At 37.5% G+C, this 21,166-nt stretch carries 21 protein-coding genes; 13 read left to right on the top strand and 8 right to left on the bottom strand.

All coding sequences use genetic code 11. The features are described 5' to 3' along the window. Together ON09_RS05195 and ON09_RS05200 are read left to right on the top strand one after the other, a co-directional pair. The coding region (locus ON09_RS05195) for a zinc ribbon domain-containing protein (protein ID WP_010600001.1) at positions 1–590 on the top strand (590 nt) is incomplete at its 5' end. Between the two features lie 149 nt (positions 591–739). Further along, a complete protein-coding gene (locus tag ON09_RS05200; protein ID WP_010600002.1) occupies positions 740–2,224 on the top strand; it encodes a tetratricopeptide repeat protein in 1,485 nt (494 codons plus the stop codon). Here the strand turns inward: ON09_RS05200 and ON09_RS05205 are convergent. The 4 genes from ON09_RS05205 to rsfS form a co-directional block, all read right to left on the bottom strand. Then, a complete protein-coding gene (locus ON09_RS05205) occupies positions 2,221–3,300 on the bottom strand; it encodes a 3-oxoacyl-ACP synthase III family protein (RefSeq protein ID WP_010600003.1) in 1,080 nt (359 codons plus the stop codon). The two genes, ON09_RS05200 and ON09_RS05205, sit on opposite strands and share 4 nt — an antisense overlap. A 71-nt stretch (positions 3,301–3,371) precedes the next feature. Next, entirely contained in the window at positions 3,372–4,016 is a 645-nt protein-coding gene (locus ON09_RS05210; protein WP_010600004.1) for a LutC/YkgG family protein, read from the bottom strand. Positions 4,017–4,100: 84 nt separating this feature from the next. Then, positions 4,101–6,206, bottom strand: a complete 2,106-nt coding sequence (gene ftsH / locus ON09_RS05215; RefSeq protein WP_010600005.1) for an ATP-dependent zinc metalloprotease FtsH — start codon at positions 6,204–6,206, stop codon at positions 4,101–4,103. Positions 6,207–6,234: 28 nt separating this feature from the next. After that, complete coding sequence (rsfS, locus tag ON09_RS05220; protein WP_010600006.1) at positions 6,235–6,609, bottom strand: ribosome silencing factor; 375 nt, start codon at positions 6,607–6,609, stop codon at positions 6,235–6,237. Between the two features lie 44 nt (positions 6,610–6,653). Here rsfS and ON09_RS05225 point away from each other — a divergent pair, with 44 nt between their 5' ends. The 4 genes from ON09_RS05225 to pfkA all read left to right on the top strand — a co-directional run bounded on the left by ON09_RS05225 (position 6,654) and on the right by pfkA (position 10,708). Further along, entirely contained in the window at positions 6,654–7,430 is a 777-nt protein-coding gene (locus tag ON09_RS05225; protein WP_010600007.1) for a biotin--[acetyl-CoA-carboxylase] ligase, read from the top strand. A gap of 7 nt (positions 7,431–7,437) precedes the next feature. Further along, on the top strand, positions 7,438–7,887 hold the full coding sequence (locus ON09_RS05230) for a protein-disulfide reductase DsbD domain-containing protein (RefSeq protein WP_010600008.1): 450 nt from the start codon (positions 7,438–7,440) through the stop codon (positions 7,885–7,887). A gap of 144 nt (positions 7,888–8,031) precedes the next feature. Beyond that, a complete protein-coding gene (locus ON09_RS05235) occupies positions 8,032–9,720 on the top strand; it encodes a protein-disulfide reductase DsbD family protein (protein WP_010600009.1) in 1,689 nt (562 codons plus the stop codon). A 4-nt stretch (positions 9,721–9,724) separates the two neighbouring features. Continuing rightward, positions 9,725–10,708 carry a 6-phosphofructokinase gene (gene pfkA / locus ON09_RS05240; protein WP_010600010.1) on the top strand — a complete coding sequence of 328 codons (984 nt, stop codon included), beginning with the start codon at positions 9,725–9,727 and terminating at the stop codon, positions 10,706–10,708. A 35-nt stretch (positions 10,709–10,743) separates the two neighbouring features. Here pfkA and ON09_RS05245 read toward each other — a convergent pair whose 3' ends face one another. Further along, positions 10,744–11,070: a heavy metal-binding domain-containing protein gene (locus ON09_RS05245; RefSeq protein ID WP_010600011.1), complete on the bottom strand. Its 327-nt coding sequence runs from the start codon at positions 11,068–11,070 to the stop codon at positions 10,744–10,746. A gap of 198 nt (positions 11,071–11,268) precedes the next feature. On the opposite strand from ON09_RS05245, the gene ON09_RS05250 reads away from it, so the two are divergent. Then, the gene (locus ON09_RS05250; protein WP_010600012.1) at positions 11,269–14,355 is read left to right on the top strand and encodes a VIT domain-containing protein; all 3,087 of its coding nucleotides are present in this window, start codon (positions 11,269–11,271) and stop codon (positions 14,353–14,355) included. A gap of 315 nt (positions 14,356–14,670) precedes the next feature. On the opposite strand, the gene ON09_RS05255 is transcribed toward ON09_RS05250, so the two are convergent. Continuing rightward, positions 14,671–15,192, bottom strand: a complete 522-nt coding sequence (locus tag ON09_RS05255) for a 5' nucleotidase, NT5C type (protein ID WP_029204127.1) — start codon at positions 15,190–15,192, stop codon at positions 14,671–14,673. 200 nt (positions 15,193–15,392) lie between these two features. Here ON09_RS05255 and ON09_RS05260 point away from each other — a divergent pair, with 200 nt between their 5' ends. The 6 genes from ON09_RS05260 (at position 15,393) to ON09_RS05285 (ending at position 19,795) form a co-directional block, all read left to right on the top strand. Continuing rightward, positions 15,393–15,953 carry a 30S ribosomal protein S16 gene (locus tag ON09_RS05260; RefSeq protein ID WP_010600014.1) on the top strand — a complete coding sequence of 187 codons (561 nt, stop codon included), beginning with the start codon at positions 15,393–15,395 and terminating at the stop codon, positions 15,951–15,953. A gap of 190 nt (positions 15,954–16,143) precedes the next feature. Continuing rightward, a complete protein-coding gene (gene rimM, locus ON09_RS05265; protein WP_010600015.1) occupies positions 16,144–16,671 on the top strand; it encodes a ribosome maturation factor RimM in 528 nt (175 codons plus the stop codon). Between the two features lie 42 nt (positions 16,672–16,713). Beyond that, positions 16,714–17,325, top strand: coding sequence for a hypothetical protein (locus ON09_RS05270; protein WP_010600016.1), 612 nt, complete (start codon positions 16,714–16,716; stop codon positions 17,323–17,325). Between the two features lie 66 nt (positions 17,326–17,391). Continuing rightward, the gene (trmD, locus tag ON09_RS05275; protein ID WP_010600017.1) at positions 17,392–18,066 is read left to right on the top strand and encodes a tRNA (guanosine(37)-N1)-methyltransferase TrmD; all 675 of its coding nucleotides are present in this window, start codon (positions 17,392–17,394) and stop codon (positions 18,064–18,066) included. A gap of 137 nt (positions 18,067–18,203) precedes the next feature. Then, entirely contained in the window at positions 18,204–18,551 is a 348-nt protein-coding gene (rplS, locus tag ON09_RS05280; protein ID WP_010600018.1) for a 50S ribosomal protein L19, read from the top strand. Between the two features lie 71 nt (positions 18,552–18,622). Then, a complete protein-coding gene (locus tag ON09_RS05285) occupies positions 18,623–19,795 on the top strand; it encodes a mechanosensitive ion channel family protein (RefSeq protein WP_010600019.1) in 1,173 nt (390 codons plus the stop codon). 95 nt (positions 19,796–19,890) lie between these two features. On the opposite strand, the gene ON09_RS05290 is transcribed toward ON09_RS05285, so the two are convergent. Both ON09_RS05290 and hpt read right to left on the bottom strand, forming a co-directional pair. Continuing rightward, positions 19,891–20,550: a phosphatidylserine decarboxylase family protein gene (locus tag ON09_RS05290; protein ID WP_010600020.1), complete on the bottom strand. Its 660-nt coding sequence runs from the start codon at positions 20,548–20,550 to the stop codon at positions 19,891–19,893. A 55-nt stretch (positions 20,551–20,605) separates the two neighbouring features. Continuing rightward, a complete protein-coding gene (hpt, locus tag ON09_RS05295) occupies positions 20,606–21,148 on the bottom strand; it encodes a hypoxanthine phosphoribosyltransferase (protein ID WP_010600021.1) in 543 nt (180 codons plus the stop codon). Between the last annotated feature and the right edge of the window lie 18 nt (positions 21,149–21,166).

Below are 21,166 nucleotides of genomic sequence, written 5' to 3' on the forward strand. Positions count from 1 at the left end.
AAATCAAAGGCGAACTTGATGATCTTGAGGATTCAATCGTAACCCGTAAAAATACGATCAAAGATGCTCAGGCAGCTATCAAAAAATACGATTCTCAATTAAAAGAAGTTAAAAATAACCGTGAATACGATGCTTTAACTAAAGAAATCGAGATTCAAGGTTTAGATATCCAGGTTTCTGAGAAAAAAATTAAAGAACATGGTTTCGAAATCACTTCAAAAACTGAAATTTATGAAGCTGCTAAAGCTGAGTTAGATGGCAGAAAGAAGGATTTAGATGTTAAAAAAGGCGAACTAGATGTAATTACTGCTGAAACTGAAAAAGAAGAGCAGGATTTACAAAAGAAAGCTGATAAAGCAGAGCCTCAAATTGAAGAACGTTTATTGGTAGCTTACAAGCGTTTGCGCAAAAATGCTGTTAACGGTTTAGCTGTGGTAACCATTGATCGTGATTCTTGCTCTGGTTGCTTTAACCAAATTCCACCTCAACGTCAGTTAGATATTCGTCAACGTAAAAAAATTATCGTTTGCGAACACTGCGGTCGTATTTTGGTTGATGAGGCTTTAACTCACGAAGTAGCAGAAGCATAATCGCTTAGGAAATTATTTAAAAAACGTCTCGATATTATCGGGACGTTTTTTGTTTATACACAAAACAAGAATAAGTTTTTTGCGTTTATTGTAGATATTTTAAAATGTGAATTCTGTACCGTTCGGCAGTATAAACGAATACCCTTCTAATGATAAAATTTTTACGCTTAGTCACGTTCTCCCTATTACTTTCTTTTCCGCTAGCACTATTTGCAAACTTTGACTTTAACGCTAACTGTTTAAATGCATATAGAAGCATTTTTGAACTGAAATTAGGAAATGCTAAAGCTTATATCTCCACAGAAAAAAAGCAACATCCAAAGAATTCGATTATTCCGCTATTAGAAAACTATGTAGATTATTTCACCATTATCACTTCTGAAAGCAAAGCTGATTTTGATCGGTTAAAAGGCAACAAGTCGGCCAGATTGGATCAAATTAGTGATGATGATAAAGCTTCACCTTACTACCTTTATGCTCAGGCCGAAATCAATTTACAATGGGCGCTGATTCATGGCAGGTTTGGAGAATATTTTAATGCGGCGATGTGCATTAAAAGGGCGAATAGTATGTTACAGGATAATGCAAAGAAATTCCCTAATTTCCATCTTAATTTAAAGGGCTTGGGCCTTATCAATGTAGTATTAGGGAATATGCCTGATGGCGCTTTAAAAACTGCATTGTCAACCTTTGGCATTAAAGGTAATATGCAAGGTGGTTTAGATATGTTTGAAAAATTAGCGCAAAACCTGCCAAAATCATCCTACGAACCCTTCTATGAAGAAGTGATTTTCTATTATGCCTACGTGCTTACTGATGTAGCCCACAGTTCATCGGCCTATTCAAAAACCATGAAGTACACCGAAAGAATTGCAGACACCAGCTTACTTAAAAGTTACTTACAAAGTTATGTCTGTATTAAAAATGCCCATAACGATGAGGCTATCACTATCCTTTCAAAAAAGCCGGAAGGTAATTTGTATCAGCCTTTCCCTTATCTGGAATATCTGGAGGGAATTGCACATTTAAACAAATTGGATTTAAATGCAACTGCCTATTTTAACCGTTTTCTACAAACCAATAAAGGCGTAAATTATATTAAGGATACAAACCTTCGGATGGGGTGGATTTCGTTGCTTAAAGGCGATAGAAATGGCTATACAAGCTACATGTCCAAAGTAATTAGTAATGGCTATACTTATAACGAAAAAGATAAGCAGGCTAAAAATGAAGCCAGCGCCGCTACACCAGCAATTGATTTGTTGAAAGCGAGGTTGCTATATGATGGTGGGTACTTATCCAAGGCATTACAGTATCTTTCTGACAAAAATACAAGTGATTTTTCCAGTGACCGGGATAAAACTGAATTTAACTATCGTTTAGGCCGAATATATGATGATCAGGGAAAAGATGATCAGGCTTTAGCAGCTTATCAGGCTACAATTAATCAGGGTAAAACCTTGAAATATTATTTTGCAGCAAATGCAGCTTTGCAAATGGGTAAAGTTTATGAAAAGCGTAAAAATATAACTAAAGCAAAAGAGGCCTTCAATACCGCCATATCAATGAAAAATCATGAGTATGAAAGCAGTATTGAAAGCCAGGCAAAAGCTGGATTAAAAAGACTTAATTAAAAGCGATAAACAAATGCGTTGATATGCATCCCTGCACCTACAGATGCAAATACAGCAATATCACCAGTTTTTACTTTGTAGCCTTTCACTTGTTCTTTTAGCACTAAGTCTAGCAGCGTTGGAACAGTAGCTACCGAACTGTTTCCAAGCCAGGAAATCGTCATCGGGACTAAATTATCAGGAACGGTGTCTTTGCCATAAAGTTTGAATAAACGCTTCATAATTGCAGTGTCCATTTTACCGTTGGCCTGATGAACGAATACAATATTAACATCTTCCACGCTTAACCCAGCTTTATCTATGGCTTTTTTAATTACTTGCGGAACCTGAACCACAGCAAACTCGTAAAGTTTTCTGCCATTCATTTTGAGATAAAAATTACCGCTGGTTTCTTCAGGGTGTGATCCTTTCCCCATCACCAAAAGGTTGCTGTAATTTACTGCATGTGTTTCGGTTTTGTGGGCCAGAATTCCCTTTTTTTGATCTTCTTCTTCCTTAGCTTCATAAATAACAGCACCTGCACCATCAGAAAAAATCATGCTATCACGATCATGCGGATCAATAATTCTGCTCAATGTTTCTGCTCCAATAACCATCACCCGTTTGGCATCACCACTTTTAATATAATAGTCAGCCTGAATTGATCCCTGAACCCATCCCGGACAACCAAAAATGGTATCATAAGCTACGCAATCAGGATTTGCGATTCCCAGTTGTTGTTTAACTTTTGCAGCCAGCGAAGGCAGAATGTCTATGCGGTTACTTCCTAAAGGGATATCGCCAAAATTATGGCAAAAGATGATGTAATCTAATGTCTCTTTATCAATACCTGCATTATCTATTGCTTTTTGAGCAGCTAAAGCACCAATGTGATTACTCAATTGCTCAGGACAAGCATATCTTCTTTCAACGATTTCTGTAATTTCAGAGAATTTGTGGATAATCTCCGAGTTCTCTTTTTCTAAACGCGTTCCATTCTCAAAAAAAGTTGAGTTTAAAAATTCGCTACCAGAAATTATATTTTCAGGGATGTAACTTCCTGTGCCGGTAATTACCGTATTTATTACTTTGCTCATAATTATAATACCGCATACTAAAACGGTATGTAGTATAAAACTATGGTTAATAAATTAGATAAGGAAATTTTTTAACTAAAATCATCTATCAAAAAAACAAAAAGTTCTTTAGGGCCATGTGCGCCTAATACCAAAGTCTTTTCAATATCAGCGGTTCGGCTTGGGCCGGTGATGTTACTAATCATCGATGGGATTTGATTGCCATATTTATTTTTAAGTAATTGGAACCCATCTTTTAAATCCAAAACTAACTGGCTTGTTCTGGCAATTACGATGTGATGGTGAGGGAAAATACTTAAGCGTCTCCCTGCAGCACTTTGATTACTTACCATCACACTCCCATTTCTCGCAATCAGGGCTTCGCATAGCGTTATGCCTACTTCAGCCTGCTCAAAATCTTTATCGGTTTGGTAAAAGGGAAATTCATATTTAGATAAAAACGCCTGAAGTTCTGGTTCCCAGCAATAAATTTTCCGCCATTTAAACCGATCTGCAAGTTGAAGCATGTTTTCGAAAAAATCGATCCCATCTTCACAGAAAATAAAGTTGCCTGATATTGCTGTTAACTGTTCCGCAAACAACACTTCCAGCTCCTCTGTATTTTTTTTATATAAAGGGCTTTCCTCAAGATTCGGATAAGGATTTTCACGTTTTTCTAAAAGTGCCTTTCTTATCTTTTTCAGTATTTGTTCTTTCGCGGTCGTGTTATCCTTCATTGTATAAAAAAATGAAACCTTGAATTTTTTAGGTTCAAGGTTTCAAACTTATGTATAATTGTTTTTATATGCAATTAGCATATTTTATGCTTTATCAGAAGCAGGATTAATTCCGGTAACTTCTTTATTGATATCAGTATCACTTACACCATCATGAACTAAACCTTCAGCGGCCGGCGTTTGATCGCCTGTCCCGTTTACAAATTCATCATAAGTGGTACGCGTATCAAAAGGACGTTTACCTAAAATCTCTTCTAAATCGGCCTGGAATAAGATTTCTTTCTCTAATAATTTTTGAGCTAATTTTTCTAAGCCATCCTGTTTATCAAGTAATAACTGTTTAGTTTTGATATAGACATCACCAATAAGCTTACGCACTTCAACATCAATTAATTCTGATGTTTTATCAGAATATGGTTTGTTGAAATTGTATTCGTTTTGAGGATCATGGAAAGAAACATTTCCAACGGCTTCATTCATACCATAAATACTAACCATTGCATATGATAACTTAGTAATGCGCTCTAAGTCATTTTGTGCACCTGTAGAGATTTTACCAAAAGTAATGTCTTCAGCAACACGGCCACCCATTGTCATACACATACCGTCAATTAATTGCTCAGTTGTATATAAGAACTGCTCTTTTGGTAAATATTGCGCATAACCTAATGCCGCAACACCACGAGGAACAATTGATACTTTAACTAATGGATCTGCATGTTCTAAGAACCAGCCTGCAATAGCATGACCCGCCTCATGGTAGGCCACAATTCGTTTCTCTTCAGGAGAGATAATTTTATTTTTCTTTTCTAAACCACCAATTACGCGGTCAATTGCATCTTGAAAATCTTGCATATCAACCTGCTCTTTGTTTCTACGGGCGGCAATTAATGCAGCTTCATTACAAACATTCGCAATTTCAGCACCGGCAAAACCTGGTGTTTGTGCTGATAATTTTTTGGCATCTACTTCTTCAGCCGTTTTAATTGGTTTTAAGTGAACGTTAAAAATATGCTCACGGCCAACTAAATCTGGTTTATCAATTGAAATTTGTCTATCGAAACGACCTGGACGCAATAAAGCAGAGTCCAATACATCCGGACGGTTTGTAGCAGCAAGAATGATGATGCCAGAATCTGTTCCGAAACCATCCATCTCTACCAATAACTGGTTCAATGTATTTTCACGTTCATCATTTCCGCCCATTACACTGTTTTTTCCACGGGCACGGCCAATGGCATCAACCTCATCAATGAAGATGATACATGGCGCTTTGTCTTTAGCTTGTTTGAACAAATCTCGAACACGTGAAGCACCTACCCCAACAAACATTTCCACGAAATCGGATCCTGATAAAGAGAAAAACGGAACTTGAGCTTCACCAGCTACTGCTTTCGCCAATAAAGTTTTACCCGTACCTGGCGAACCAACAAGCAAAGCGCCTTTTGGTATTTTACCTCCCAGATTGGTATATTTTTTAGGGTTTTTAAGGAAATCGACAATTTCCATTACCTCTTGTTTTGCTTCTTCTAATCCTGCAACATCATTGAAGGTGATGTTTACCTGGCTTTCCTTATCGAATAAGGTAGCTTTTGATTTGCCGATGCTGAAGATCTGACCACCGCCGGCACCACCGCCGCCCATTCTGCGCATCATAAAAATCCAGAAACCGATTAATAAAAGCAATGGTAAACCAATGTTAACCAATAAGCCCAAAAACGGGTTGCTGCGACTTTCTTTCTCGGCTAAAATTCTTGGCTGCGTTGCAGGAAGATCTTTTTGAGAGTCGGCCAATTGTTTATCCAAGCCATCCATCGTGCCTGCATTGAAATATACAATCGGGCCACTGTTGGCTGTAGCAAATCTGCTAGTGCTTTTATACTTTTCATATTCTGGCTTATCAAGCGCAGCTTTTTTAATATAAACTTCAACTTTTACAAGGTCTTCGCTTTTGTAAGCAACTAATTTTTCAACATCTCCAGTCAAAAGCATTTTACTTTCGAATTCTGGATAATCAATTTTTTTACCGCCATCTCCGGAGAAAAGCACTTGAGCAGCTATAATGGCAACAATAATTGCTGCATAAACCCAAAAGATATTAAACTTAGGTCCCTTTTGTGGTTTTTTCGGGATATTAGGAATTCTTTTTCCCGGTTTTTTGTTCTCGTTTGTATTTTGATTATCGTTCATTTGTCTTTTTCAAAATGGTTTCAGTAGGTTATGCGCTTTGGTAATTTGTGCTCTCAGCATCGCCCCACAATTCTTCAATGCCATAAAAATGGCGTTTCTCGGTTTTAAAAATGTGCACAACCACATCGAAATAATCTAGAATAATCCAATCAGCAGATTCAAAACCTTCCTTATGTCTGGGGTCGGTTTGAGTTGCTTTATAGATTTCCTTTTCTACGCTATCGGCAATTGCTTTTACTTGTGTGCCAGAATTGGCGCTAGCAATAATAAAATAATCAGCTACAGAGGTGTGAATATTTGTTAGATCTAACCGCACTATATCTTCTCCTTTTTTTTCCTGAATGCCATGAACGGCTAACTCAGAAAGGTATGTAGAAAGGGCTACTATTTTCTTTTTTACCATTAAAATGCTTTAATTTTGGAATTACAATATTATAAATTCAACACTTGCAAAATAACACTTTTTCGACACTATTTGTTGGTCAAAATTTAATCAAATTAAAAGAAGTTGATTCTACTAATAATTATTTAAAAGAATTGCTGTCAAAATCCGAGCCATTACCGGAAGGCACTGCAATTATGGCAGATAATCAGTTTGCCGGGAGAGGTCAGCAAAATAGTGTTTGGCAAACAGAAGTAGGCAAAAACATTAGTGCAAGTATTTATCTCAAGCCTTCAGCTTTAGCCTTAAACAAACAGTTCTACCTTAATATGGCCGTAAGTTTGGCTGTTAGCGAGGCTTTGTCACACTTTATCCCTCAAGGTATTAAGATAAAGTGGCCTAATGACATGTATTATCTTAATAAAAAACTAGGTGGGATATTGATTGAAAATACGCTGACAGGTTCGTCGATCAAATCATCAGTAATTGGCATTGGCCTGAATATCAACCAAGAGGATTTTGCAGAAGATATCAGTCATAAAGCAACTTCTGTATTTCGAATTTTACACAGGGAAGTTCAGTTAGAAGTCATTATGGAGAAATTATTCGTCTTTATGGAAAAATACTACCTAATTTTGAAATCAGGAAAATTTAGTATTTTACATGATATTTACCTGAAAAGGCTTTATAATTTTGGCATAAGCGGATTTTATAAACAAGGTGGAGAGGTTTTTGAAGGGATAATTGATGGAGTTGAAGAAAACGGGCAATTGCTGATGAATGTTGGCGGAACTCAGAAGTTATTTAACTTTAAAGAAATTGAATTTACACACACAAAATAAACACACAATGAAAAAAATCACCCTGGCGCTGTCAATGGTATTGTTTACCGTTGCTGCGGCATTTGCTCAAATTGAAAAACCAGTCACCTGGTCATATGCAGCAAAAAAAGTTAGCAAAACTGAAGCTGTTTTATATTTAAAAGCAACCATTGATGATAAATGGCATATTTACTCACAGAATGTTAAAGATGGCGGCCCTGTAAAAACAACTTTTGCCTTTTCTCCGTCTAAAGATTTCAGTTTAGTTGGTAAAACAGCAGAGCCGAAAGCGATTACCAAATATGAAGATACCTTTAAAATGAATGTGAGTTTTTTCGAAAAAACTGTGGTCTTTCAACAAAAAGTAAAATTAAACAAAGCCGCTACTACCGTGAAGGGTAAAGTAGAATTTATGGTTTGTAATGACAGGCAGTGTTTGCCACCAGAAGAGGTTGCATTTAGTATTCCTGTTAAATAATTGATATTTAAATATTTAGAAACAGTCCCGGAATTTTTCGGGACTGTTTCTTTTTAAAGTAAAATCTGCACGGTGTAGGGCTTATCAATAAGCTCTTAATAAAATTATTCTTAATTTCACGCCTCGAACACACGAAACACACAAATGAGAAAGTTCCTATTATTATTTTTAATGGCAACAATGTTTCTGGCATTGCCTGCTGTTAAAAGTCATGCTGCTTTTGCGCAAGACACCACATCCACAAGTTTGCCAGATGATATTGTTTTTACTGAGGTAGGCTCAGCGCAAGACAGTGCCGCAAACAAGATTGTTAAGGATACGACACAAGCTGTTAAGAAAGACACAACAGCTGCTGCAAAACCTATTTCAAAAACAACAGAAACCGAAAAATTAACGCTATGGCAAACTTTCATAAAAGGCTTGTTTGGCGGTTTTCTTGCTTTTTTAATGCCATGTATTTTTCCAATGGTCCCTTTAACAATCAGTTATTTTACAAAAAGGGCAGGAAGCAGAAAGAAAGGAATCGGCCAGGCCATTATTTATGGCATCTCTATCATTGTAATCTATGTAGTTTTTGGTTTATTAATTACTTTATTATTCGGATCGAGTAAACTTAATGAACTAAGTAGTAGCGGTTGGTTCAACTTCGCTTTCTTTATTTTGCTCATTGTGTTTGCCATCTCTTTCTTTGGCGCATTTGAAATCACTTTACCGAGTTCATTTGTCAATAAGATTGATCAGAAAGCGGATAGCAGCAAGGGATTAGGCGGCATATTTTTTATGGCAGCCTCTTTGGCATTGGTGTCATTTTCATGCACAGGACCAATCATCGGGACTTTACTTGTAGAGGCTAGCTCAAAAGGCAATGTGCTTGGTCCTGCAGTAGGTATGTTTGGCTTTGCATTGGCGCTTGCGCTTCCGTTCACTTTATCAGCAATTTTTCCTGGCTTTTTAAATAGCATGCCGAAGTCTGGAGGATGGCTAAACAGTGTAAAGGTTTGTCTTGGGTTTTTAGAATTGGCCTTAGCGTTAAAGTTTTTGTCAGCAGCAGATTTAGTTTGGCACTGGGAATGGTTTGATAGAGAAATCTTCCTTTGCTTATGGATTGTGATTTTTGTTTTGATGGGCATTTATCTCCTTGGAAAACTGAAATTTTCTCATGATAGTGATCTTCCATATGTTTCGGTTCCGAGATTATTTTTGGCCATCTTATCATTTTCATTTGCAGTGTATATTTTGCCTGGATTATGGGGGGCTCCGGTGAGTGTTTTAAGTGGTTTGGCACCACCAATGAATACCCAGGATTTCATTCTTGGCGGAAATGCGCCGGCCGCTGCAAGTTCATCTGAATTTCCGGCTAAAGTAAAATACAGCGATGTTTTACACCCACCACGTGGTTTTAACGCTTTTTTCGATTTGGAGGAGGGTTTGGCTTACGCTAAAAAAGTAAACAAACCAATGATTATCGATTTTACCGGACATGCCTGTGTGAATTGTAGAAAAATGGAAGATAAAATTTGGATTGACCCGGAGGTAGGACGGTTAATTAAAGAAGAATTTGTGCTTATACAATTATATGTTGATGAAAGATCAGCCAAAGTGCCGGCAAATCAGGTTCACTATTCTGAAATTTTGCGTAAAAATACCGAAGATTTAGGTGCATGGAATGCTGATTTTCAGGCAACAAAATACAATTCTAACTCTCAGCCATTTTATGTTTTAGCAGGACATGATTTGAATACTTTAGTTGCTCCTCAAGGTGCAATCTTTGATGCAAAAGAATATGCACTATATTTGCAAAGCGCCTTAGATATTTTCAAGGGAAAGAAATAATCAAATGAACAAGATAAAGAACATTGGTGTTTTAACCTCTGGTGGCGATTCGCCAGGCATGAACGCCGCAATTAGAGCAGTAGTAAGGGCTTCCATTTATTACGATATTGAGGTAACTGGTTTTATCCGTGGCTATGAAGGTTTAATTAATAATGATTTTATAGCAATGGATCGTAAATCTGTTGCAAACATTATCCAGCGTGGCGGAACCATTTTAAAAACAGCTCGTAGTGAAACATTTAGAACCAAAGAAGGACGCCAAACCGCATATAATAACTTAAAAGCAAAAAATATTGATGCTTTAGTAGTGATTGGTGGGGATGGAACGTTTACCGGGGCTAATGTTTTCTCACATGAATTTGATTTTCCAATTATTGGTTTACCCGGAACGATAGATAATGATTTGGCCGGAACAGATTTTACCATCGGTTACGATTCTGCCATTAATACCGTAATTGATGCGGTAGATCGGATCAGAGATACGGCAGAATCTCATGACAGACTTTTCATTGTAGAAGTGATGGGACGGGATTCTGGTTTGATCGCTTTAAGAAGTGGTATCGGCGTGGGTGCAGAAGCCATCATGATTCCTGAAGCGAACATGAATGCAGATGATATTCTGCATAAACTCGAACATAGTCGTAAAGACAAAGCCTCAAAAATTATTATCGTAGCAGAAGGAGACGATACAGGCGGTGCATTTAAAGTAGGTGAAATTCTTCAGGAAAAATACCCACATTACGATACAAAGGTTTCGGTTTTAGGACACATCCAGCGTGGTGGTAAGCCAACCTGTATGGACCGTGTTTTAGCAAGCCAATTAGGTGTAGCGGCAGTAGAAGGCCTAATCAATGGCGAAAGCTGTGTAATGGCCGGCCAGGTAAACCGCGAAATTGTTTTCACCCCATTTGATTATGCCATTAAGCACATCGATGCTGAAAAGGTAAGTTCAAAGTGGCTAAAACTGATAGATATTCTTTCATTCTAAACAAAAGGGTTCCGGTTTCCGGAACCCTTTTTTATTTAAATGTCTTCTAAAATTACCGCAGTACCATTTGCGCTAACCATCAACATGCTGCCGCCACTACCGACGGTTTCATAATCTAAATCAATTCCAACAATTGCATTTGCACCCAAGGCTGCTGCATATTGTTGCATTTCATTTAAGGCTGTGTCTTTTCCTTCTCTCAAAACGCGTTCGTAAGAGCTCGATCTGCCACCAACAATGTCTGTTATTCCGGCAAATAAATCTTTAAAAATATTTGCGCCAATAATTGTTTCTCCGGTAACCAAACCGACATATTTTACAATTTTTTTGCCCTCAACCGAAGGCGTTGTAGTTAATAACATAGTTTCACTTTTTTATAATTAGAACCAAGGTTTATTTAATTGTTACATTTTTATTAAAAAGCACTCTCGCAATTTTGTATGGTTATCAACCAGATTGAACGCAAGATATGCTTCTGTTTTCGCTTCATCGCAAAGTGCCTTCAAAATAAATTTATGTAATCTTAAATCATTTTGCATCACTATTAAAAAATCGAAGTCATGCAAATAGCTAAACACCTACTTATCTTCCCTCTATTATTCATCTCCCTTTTTGTTCAGGCGCAAATGCCAGTGTTAAAAGTCCAGCAACCTAACGATGACCAGGATAAGCCAGCCGTGAAGTTAAGCAAACTGAATATTGATGTGCAAATTACTGGAAACATTGCTACTACCACAATGACAATGACTTTCCGCAATAGCAGCAATCGGATTTTAGAGGGAGAGCTCACATTTCCAATGCCCGAAGGCGTGAGCATTAGCCGGTACGCTTTAGATATTAATGGAAAAATGCGTGAGGCTGTTCCGGTAGAAAAAGCCAAAGCAACAGAAGTTTTCGAAAGTATCGAACGTCGTCGTGTTGACCCGGGTTTACTGGAAAAGGTAGAAGGGAATAATTTTCGAACCAGAATTCATCCCTTACCTGCAAATGGTAGCAGAACCATTATTGTAGGTTATGAAGAAGAATTAGGCTTTAATAAGGGCAATGCGCTTTGGTATCACCTACCACTTGATTACAACCAATCAATTGAGAAGTTTTCGCTAAAAACAACCATTTACGAGAGTGTATTAAAACCTGAGCTGGGCGAACAACCAGATGGGACATTTAATTTCAAAGCAAATGGAAATACCTATGTTGCCGAAATTAATAAAAGTAATTACCAGCCAAAAAACGGGCTAAGCATCAATCTGCCTAAACGAAATGATTTACCCGAAGTACAAATGCAAAAAGCATCAAGCGGCTATTATTTTCTTGTAAATGTTTTCCCGAAACAGCAAAGCCGACCGAAACAATGGGCGAATCAAATTGGCTTAATTTGGGATACATCACTAAGTGGTTTACAACGAGATATCAAAAAGGAAATTGAGTTATTAGGTTTAATCGTTGAGAAAAAACGAAATCTTACCATCCAGTTAGGGCTACTTAATAATGGTTTCAAAAATGCCGGAACTTTTGAAATTACCAATGGAAACTGGAATGCGTTAAAAGCCAAACTCGAAAGTTTAGTTTATGATGGTGGCACAAATTTTAGTGCAATCAATACAAGGGTTTTGCCTGCCGAAGAATATATTTTATTTAGTGATGGATTATCAACTTTTGGCAAAAGCGCTGTTGCACTTAATAAACCCGTTCACTGTATCAATACATCTTTGAAAGCCGATTATAGCACATTAAAGTATATCACTTCAAAAAACGGCGGACAGTTTATCAACCTCAATAATACTTCTGTTCAAAATGCTTTTCAGCAAATGGATGTAGAAAACCTGCAGTTTTTGGGCATAAAAAATGGAACTGATATTCGGCAAACCTATCCATCGATGCGTGTAAACGTAAACGGGCATTTATCAGTTGCAGGAATATTAAATGGTTTAAACACCGAATTTATACTACAATTTGGATTTGGAAACACGGTTGTAGCGGAACAAACAGTTCGTTTGAATGCAACGGAGCATGCTTTAAGTAGTATCGATATTAGCCAGGTTTGGGCACAAAAGAAAATTTCCGAAATGGACATCCAGTATGAAGCAAACAAGGAAGACATCAGTTTATTAAGTAAGCAATTTGGTATTGTTACCCGCAATACCAGTTTAATCGTTTTAGAAGACCTGGAAGATTATTTGCGGTATGATATTGCGCCACCTGCAGAATTGCGTCAGGCGTACGACGCGGTTTTAAAGCAGCGTAGAATAGATATTCAGGAGCGTAAAACCAATTTGCTTAACGCGGCTATTGCGATGACTAAGGAATTGAAAACCTGGTGGAACACGGATTTCTACTACAAGGAACCAGTTAAAGCAAAAGAAGAGTACCCAATACCGGTTTCTACAACCGGAAGTGGAGACCCCATTGCAAACGTTGTGGTGGCTACGCCTGCGGGTCCGAGGCGCCAGGCTGCTGCAGCAACCCAGGCATCACCACCAAGAGTTATGCCCCCGCCTTTGGCAGTGGAGCGGGAAGCCAAGGCAGACGAAAGCCAGGCTTTAAATGAAGTTGTTGTTATTGGTAATGCAGCACAAGCAAAACGCATGGAAACTGCAAGTGCTTCTTCAGTTGTTCGGTCTCAGGCGATGGGATCTAGCGCAGCGTTACAAGGAAGCGTTGCGGGCTTAAGTGTAAACAAAGCAGGATTACGCGAAATAAATATAAGTAGGGCTCAAAGTGTAGCCTCCCAACCTGCCATCATTATCCCTGAATTTAAAAGTGATAAAGATTACATGAAAAACCTGGTCGGAAAACCCGACAGTGCTTACCAGGCCTATCTGAAAATGCGACCAGGTTACATTACCACACCGATGTTTTATTTCGATGTAGCCAACTGGTTTTATCAACAAAAAGATAGTGTAAGGGCGCTAACCATTTTAAGTAGCATTGCCGATCTGGATTTAGAAAATGCTGATCTGTATAAAACTTTGGCTTATAAATTAAAGCAAACCGGAAATTATGCAGAGGAGATCTTTGTTACCCAAAAGGTTTTGCAATGGCGCCCGATGGATGCGCAAAGTTACCGTGATTATGCATTGGCTTTGGCCGATGCGGGTCAATACCAAAAAGCGCTGGATAATTTATACAAGGTTTTAACCCAAAGTTATAATTCGCAAATAGCAGATCGTGACCAGGGTATAGAAGAAATTATCATTTCTGAGATTAATCATCTGATTACAAAACACGGAGCTAAATTAAATACCAGTGGCATTGATAAGAGGTTGATTACGCCACTGCCTGTTGATGTTCGTGTGGTGTTGAACTGGAATAAAAATGATACCGATATTGATTTATGGTTAACCGATCCAACGGGTGAAAAGGGTTATTATTCCAATAACAGAACTAAAATTGGTGGTAGAATTAGCAATGATTTTACGTCTGGCTATGGTCCAGAGCAATTTATGATTAAAAAAGCGGTGAAAGGAAAGTATAAAATCGAAGTAAACTATTTTGGTGATAGGCAAATTAACATTAGTGGACCAACAACTGTAACGGCTGAGATTTATACCCGATATGCAACCGGGAAACAGCAGCGAAAAATAATCGTACTGCCAATGTCAGCTGATAATAGAAACGGAAATTTGATTGGAGAGTTTAATTTTTAGAAAGTGATGAAATTATCCACATAAGGCACTTAAGATTCATATAAGCCCATTTCGCTTATTTCTTCTTATGCCAGATGTGGATGATTTTGGTTTTCTCCCTCTAAGATAACCGCGAAATCGTTGAACAACTTCGAGCCATTCGTTATTCTAAATGGTCGGTTGAGCGGGTTTGTTGAACTGCCTGTTTTTGTTAAGCGGGATTGCTGCGATATCCTTTTATGCTGTTGCCCTGAGCGTAGTCGAAGGGCAGCATAAAAGATTTAGCGAAAAGCCTGGCTACAAAGCCGATGAAACGCTTACGCCCCCTTTCAAATATTAAAGCAATAAACCGGCAACCTCTTCCCAGGTATTTACACGTTCGTATTCAGTAATTAGTAAATTGTGAGGAGATGTAAATAACAAAGGCCTGCCAGAAAAATTAACGAAGTTTTTAATGCGGTCATCAATGATGATGTCTACATCTACGATTTTATTTCCGCAGAACATGATATGCTGCCAATCAATAAAAGGAAAATGTTCGGCCATCCAGTCGTATTTGTCAATAAGTGAATTTCTAAATTCCATTGCGGCTGAAACAATGTAAACGTCGTACTTTTCCTGCAAAGCTTTTATTACACGTTGGCTATCGGCAATGACTTCTAAATCGCGAAAGAAGCCAGGTTCGTTTATGTATTCGAACCATTTTTGATTTGCATCCTGTGGAACGTGGTGGTAAATTTCGTTTCCGGCATCAATTTTTAAATCTAAAGGAACGTTGTAATCTCTGTTATAAAGTTTGATAAATTTCCCTAAGGCATCGGCAATCACCTCATCCATATCAATGGCTATTCTTTTCATGCTGGTAAAGATAAATGAACAAGGATGAAGGACCAAGGATAAAAGATTAAACCTGCGTTCAAGCTTTCCTGTTATACAAGTCTTACCCGTTTGTTCTTTAATCCTTTTTCAATTTGCAAAGTATCAATTCATTACTTATCTTTGCAGCCCCGCAGCATGTAGCTCCGGGAACTATGTTGAATACATAAATACGAAAAGAAATGGCAACTAAAATCAGATTGCAAAGATTCGGTAAAAAAGGAAAGCCTTTTTTCCACGTTGTGGTAGCAGATTCTCGCTCTCCACGTGATGGTAAATTCATTGAGCGTTTAGGTTCTTACAACCCAAATACCAATCCTGCTACTATCGAAATTAACTTCGAAAAAACTTTAGCTTGGGTAAACAGTGGTGCACAGCCAACTGATACAGCTCGTGCTATTCTATCTTACAAAGGCGTTTTATACAAAAAACACTTAGAAGGTGGTGTTAAAAAAGGTGCTTTAACTCAAGAACAAGCTGACGAAAAATTCGCTGCTTGGGTTGATGCTAAAGCTGGTAAAATCTCTGGTAAAACAGAAGGTTTGGCTACTTCAAAAGCGGATGCGCGTAAAGCAGCATTAGCGGCAGAAGCTAAGAAAAAAGAAGACAGAGCAGCAGCAATCGCAGCTAAAAATGCACCAGTTGCAGAAGAAGTTGTTGAAGAAGAAGCTCCAGCTGTTGATGCTGAAGCAACTGAAGAAGCGCCTGCAGCAGAAGCTACTAAAGAAGAAGGAGCAGAATAATTCAGTTATTTTGTTTCAAGAAATAGCGTTCCGAATTTCGGAACGCTATTTTTATTTAAAGAGATTTTTTATTTAGCAGCGTTATTGCAAGGCGCAAAGCAATCTCATCAAGGAATTAATATCGGAATGAGATTAATCGTCAGATGAAAAATCAGATTCACAATAGTTAAAATACATACCGCTTTAATTCATGAAACACGAAGAAGCATTTTACGTAGGATACGTTACCAAAACCAGAGGTTTAAAAGGAGAAGTTCAGATATTTTTCGAATTTGATGAATATGAGCAGTTGGATTTTGATGTAGTTTTCGCCGATATGAATGGAAAGTTAGTGCCTTATTTTGTGGCAGAATCAAAGCTTCAAGCCAATAAAACAGGTTATTTTAACTTTGATGACGTTGATCATATAGATAAAGCTCAGCCTTTGTTAAAAAAGAAATTGTATTTGCCGTTAAGCCAAATGCCTGAACGTGATGAAAGTGAGTTTTTCTATACCGATTTAAAGGGCTTTAAGGCCGTAGATGAAACTTTGGGTGAGCTGGGCGAAATTTTGGAGGTAAATGAATACCCGCAACAGTTTATCGCAACTGTTTTATACAACGAAACCGAAATTCTTTTTCCGCTAAATGAAGATTTCATTGTTGAAATTGACGATGAAGAAAAAATTCTGACCCTGGATTTGCCTGAAGGATTATTGGATGTTTATTTAGAGAAGTAATTCTTTGCATAAACCTTTTTGAAGTTTGTTCGTTAAGCTTTTATGAAACGTTTATTTATTGCTTTTGCTGCGGCACTGCTGTTTATAAGTTGTAATCAAAACAAGCCATCAGAACAAAAAACTGTTGCCGAAAAACCCGTTGCGAAGAAAACCCAGAAAGATTCAATTGAGGCTGTTGGTTTAAAGGCTTTGAAGGCGTTGAAAGAAAAAGACTATTCAGGTTTCGCTTCCTGTTTTCATCCTGTTGATGGTGTGCGGTTTTCTCCCTATGGATTTATCGATCCGACACACAAGCATGTTTTAGCTAAAGATTTTTTAGAAGCCATTGATAAAAACTGGACCTTAACCTGGGGCCATTTCGATGGAAGTGGCGAAGCCATTAAAATGAAAGTGAAGCCATACATCGATCGGTTTATCTATAATGCTGATTATTTAAATGCTGAGAAAAAGAGTTACGATGAATTTATCGGCCAGGGTAACACCATTAACAATTTAAAGGAAAGTTATCCGCAACTGCATTTCACGGAATATTATTTTAAAGGTTTTGAAGAGAAGTACAAAGGATTAGACTGGACAAGTTTAAGGTTTGTATTTAAAAAGCACGAAAATGCTTATTTCCTGGTGGCAGTAATTCACGACCAGTGGACGGTTTAGTGCAATCCGTCTAAAACTCCCAACCGCATCGTAGCCATCCCTTTGGGAAAAACTTTATATTTGCACATGCGTTTCGATATTATAACCGTGCTTCCTGCTTTGTTGGAAAGTCCTTTTGCCCACTCTATTTTACAACGTGCCCAAAAAAAGGGAATTGCTGAAATTGTTGTGCATAATTTGCGTGATTATGCAACCAATAAACAGAAAAGCGTAGATGATTATCAGTATGGTGGTGGCAGTGGAATGGTGATGAGCATTGAACCTTTTGCCGCCTGTATTGAAAAACTGCAGGCTGAGCGTGAATATGACGAGATCATTTTTATGAGTCCGGATGGTGTAACCTTAAATCAAAGCACTGCTAATGAGTTATCTATTAAAAAAAATATCATTATTCTTTGTGGTCATTATAAAGGAATCGACCAACGCATTCGCGATATTTTTGTCACCCGTGAAATTTCTGTAGGCGATTATGTTTTAAGCGGTGGAGAACTACCTGCTGCTATTGTAGTAGATGCGGTGGTTCGGTTAATTCCCGGTGTTTTAAATGATGAAACCTCTGCCCTTTCTGATAGCTTTCAGGGAGAGCTTTTAGATGCGCCGGTTTATACCCGGCCGGCCGATTGGCGTGGCCATAAAGTGCCTGATGTTTTGCTCAGCGGACATGAAGCAAAGGTGAATGAATGGCGGCATGAACAGGCATTGGAACGCACCAAAAGCCGTCGCCCTGATCTTTTGGAATAGAAGCATTTACACGTTATTAATGTGGAATTCTAAAAGATTGTGGAAAAAATAAAATTAGTTTTTTTAATTGAAAAAAAATCCCTAATATTGCAATCCGAATTTCACGGGTTGAAATATCGATTTAATAGCTTAAAATCATGGATTTAGTAAAATTTGTTGAAGAGCAGGCCATCGCGAAAAAAGATTTTCCTGCGTTCAAGTCTGGCGATACAGTGAGCGTACACTATAAAATTCGCGAAGGTAATAAAGAACGTGTTCAAATTTACCAAGGTGTTGTAATCCAACGTAACAGTGCGGGTGCTAACGAAACTTTCACAGTTCGTAAAATTAGCAACGGTGTTGGTGTTGAGCGTATTTTCCCTTTTAATTCTCCAAACATTGAGAAAGTAGAAGTGAATAGCTATGGTAAAGTTCGTAGAGCAAAATTATTCTACTTACGTGCTTTAACTGGTAAAGCTGCTCGTATCAAATCTTTGAGAAAATAATATTCTTTATTATAAGATATAGCCTTCACGATTAATTTCGTGGAGGTTTTTTTGTTTATACCTTTATCTATATGTTTGATTCTGCATTTTTTGACCAAGAATTTTGGGGAAATACGGTAAAAGATTATTGCCTTTTTGGTGGGATTTTGTTATTTGGTTTAATTTTTAAACGCATTTTTTCAAAGCTTTTAAGCAAACTATTATTTAAGCTATTTAAGAGTTTCTCGCAACAATCTCACGATGAAGCCTTTGTTGCTTTGCTGGTAAAGCCTATTGAAACGTTTATCCTGCTTGCTACGTTATACCTGTCCATTAATCAACTTAAACATCCTTTAGAAGTAGCAATTTTCCATTACAGTAAACTGGTAGGAAAAACGAAAGAAGCAATTCCGGTAAGCATAGGCGATTGTATTGATCGGATATTTCTCTTCATGATCATCCTCTCCGTTTTCTGGATTATTTTAAGGATTATCGATTTTATCAGTCATGTTTTATTATTCAAAGCTTCACTTACACATAATAAATCTGATGATCAGTTGGTGCCGTTTTTAAAGGAGTTATTTAAAACCATTGTTGTTTTTATCGGCTTTTTTACTTTACTGGGCTTCGTTTTTGAGGTAAATGTATTAACATTAATTACAGGTTTAGGAATTGGAGGTATCGCGATTGCTTTGGCGGCCAAAGAGAGTTTAGAGAACCTGATTGGTTCATTCACGATATTTTTAGATAAGCCCTTTGTGGTTGGCGATTTAGTTAAGGTAGATGGTGTGGAAGGAACGATTGAAAAGGTTGGCTTTAGAAGCACCAGGATTCGTACCTCAGAGAAAACAATGGCTACTATCCCAAACCGTGGCATGATTGATGGCGTATTGGAAAATCTTTCCCTGCGCAATCTACGTAAAGTTGCCTTTATCATTGGTTTAACCTATGAAACCAATGCTGAATCAGTAAAAAAGATCGTTTCAGAAATTGAAGATTATATTAATCAGCGGGATGGAACGGCGGATGGCAATGCGCATTTTAAAAGCTTTGGCGATTCAGGATTGAATATCGAAATATCTTATTTTGTTACGATTTTAGATAATGCGCAATTCCTGAAAATCAGACAGGAGATCAATCTGGAAATTATGGATATCATTGTAAGAAATAAATCTGATTTCGCTTATCCAACGCAACGTTTAATTAGCGATCGCCCATTGAATGATGATCATGATAAGGAAGTGGGAAATGATGCAACTGATTAAATAATACCAATTGGTATCTCAAGATCATTAAATAATAAAAAAAGCCGGTTTAGAATCTTCTAAATCGGCTTTTTAAATGTTTTATATTTTGTCGGTTAACTTAATGTTGCCAACGTTGTTATTCCTCCCTTAACAACTTGGTTAAGTTCGACGTTAACCTTCGTTCCAATGGGAAGGAAAACATCTACTCTGGAGCCGAATTTAATAAACCCGAACTGCTCTGTTTGCTTAACCTGATCTCCTTCTTTAACATACCAAACAATTCTCCGGGCTAAAGCTCCGGCAATTTGGCGGAATAATACAGGTGTTCCATTCGCATGCTCCACAACTGTAGTGGTACGTTCGTTCTCTGTAGATGATTTTGGATTCCACGCTGCCAAATATTTACCTGGATGATATTTGAAGAATTTAACCACACCAGAGATTGGATTACGGTTAATGTGAACGTTTACTGGCGACATAAAAATAGAAACCTGTAAGCGTTTATCTTTAAAATATTCGCCTTCTTCCGTTTCTTCAATTACCACAACTTTTCCATCGGCAGGGCAAATAACCAACTCTTCTCCAGCAGAAAACTGACGGCTTGGATTGCGGAAAAATTGTAAAACGATAATAAATAATGCAGCGGAGAAAATATAAATGAACCAACGTAACCAGGTCATGTCGTAATATTTATAATCAACAACAGCGTTGATAACGAAAATTAGTAAAATGGTTATTGCTATCGTAGTGTAGCCTTCTTTGTGTATGGTCATTGTGTTAGAAATTATTCGACAAAGGTGCGAAAAATAAATTAATCGGGTTTAAAAATTATCCTTCAGTTGCTCTGTAGATGTCTTTCAGGTTTCTGCCCAGGCCATTATAATCCAATCCATAACCTACAACAAATTCATTAGGGATTTCAAAACCAACGTATTCCAGTTCTTTGATATCATATTTTAAAGCGCTGGGTTTTAGTAAAAGCGAGCTTACTTTTAATGATGCCGGATTTTTTTCTTGGAGTGTCTTGATAATATGCGTTAAGGTTAAACCGGTATCGACAATGTCTTCAACAATAATAATGTCTCTTCCTTCAATATCATCTGGTAAGCCGATCAGTTCTTTTACTTTACCACTGCTGGAAGTTCCTTCGTAGGAGGCAACACGCATAAATGCAACTTCACAGGGTACGTTAATTTCTTTTATTAAATCGGCCATGAACAAAAAACTGCCGTTCAAAATTCCAATAAATAATGGGCATTTGCCATCATAATCTACATTCATTTGAATTCCCAGTAAACGAATTCTTTTGTTTAACGTTTCATTTTCTAAAAAAATCTCGAATTCCTTATCCTCAACTTTTATTTTGTGCATGTTTTTATTGTAATATTT

This window comes from Pedobacter agri PB92, assembly GCF_000258495.1.
GTDB lineage: Bacteria > Bacteroidota > Bacteroidia > Sphingobacteriales > Sphingobacteriaceae > Pedobacter > Pedobacter agri.

Excerpts from the sequence above, each read along its gene's own strand:
- ON09_RS05200 (WP_010600002.1), top strand. The coding sequence starts at position 740 with ATGATAAAATTTTTACGCTTAGTCACGTTCTCCCTATTACTTTCTTTT.
- ON09_RS05205 (WP_010600003.1), bottom strand. The coding sequence starts at position 3,300 with ATGAGCAAAGTAATAAATACGGTAATTACCGGCACAGGAAGTTACATC.
- ON09_RS05210 (WP_010600004.1), bottom strand. The coding sequence starts at position 4,016 with ATGAAGGATAACACGACCGCGAAAGAACAAATACTGAAAAAGATAAGA.
- ftsH (WP_010600005.1), bottom strand. The coding sequence starts at position 6,206 with ATGAACGATAATCAAAATACAAACGAGAACAAAAAACCGGGAAAAAGA.
- rsfS (WP_010600006.1), bottom strand. The coding sequence starts at position 6,609 with ATGGTAAAAAAGAAAATAGTAGCCCTTTCTACATACCTTTCTGAGTTA.
- ON09_RS05230 (WP_010600008.1), top strand. The coding sequence starts at position 7,438 with ATGAAAAAAATCACCCTGGCGCTGTCAATGGTATTGTTTACCGTTGCT.
- ON09_RS05235 (WP_010600009.1), top strand. The coding sequence starts at position 8,032 with ATGAGAAAGTTCCTATTATTATTTTTAATGGCAACAATGTTTCTGGCA.
- pfkA (WP_010600010.1), top strand. The coding sequence starts at position 9,725 with ATGAACAAGATAAAGAACATTGGTGTTTTAACCTCTGGTGGCGATTCG.
- ON09_RS05245 (WP_010600011.1), bottom strand. The coding sequence starts at position 11,070 with ATGTTATTAACTACAACGCCTTCGGTTGAGGGCAAAAAAATTGTAAAA.
- ON09_RS05250 (WP_010600012.1), top strand. The coding sequence starts at position 11,269 with ATGCAAATAGCTAAACACCTACTTATCTTCCCTCTATTATTCATCTCC.
- ON09_RS05255 (WP_029204127.1), bottom strand. The coding sequence starts at position 15,192 with ATGAAAAGAATAGCCATTGATATGGATGAGGTGATTGCCGATGCCTTA.
- ON09_RS05260 (WP_010600014.1), top strand. The coding sequence starts at position 15,393 with ATGGCAACTAAAATCAGATTGCAAAGATTCGGTAAAAAAGGAAAGCCT.
- rimM (WP_010600015.1), top strand. The coding sequence starts at position 16,144 with ATGAAACACGAAGAAGCATTTTACGTAGGATACGTTACCAAAACCAGA.
- ON09_RS05270 (WP_010600016.1), top strand. The coding sequence starts at position 16,714 with ATGAAACGTTTATTTATTGCTTTTGCTGCGGCACTGCTGTTTATAAGT.
- trmD (WP_010600017.1), top strand. The coding sequence starts at position 17,392 with ATGCGTTTCGATATTATAACCGTGCTTCCTGCTTTGTTGGAAAGTCCT.
- rplS (WP_010600018.1), top strand. The coding sequence starts at position 18,204 with ATGGATTTAGTAAAATTTGTTGAAGAGCAGGCCATCGCGAAAAAAGAT.
- ON09_RS05285 (WP_010600019.1), top strand. The coding sequence starts at position 18,623 with ATGTTTGATTCTGCATTTTTTGACCAAGAATTTTGGGGAAATACGGTA.
- ON09_RS05290 (WP_010600020.1), bottom strand. The coding sequence starts at position 20,550 with ATGACCATACACAAAGAAGGCTACACTACGATAGCAATAACCATTTTA.
- hpt (WP_010600021.1), bottom strand. The coding sequence starts at position 21,148 with ATGCACAAAATAAAAGTTGAGGATAAGGAATTCGAGATTTTTTTAGAA.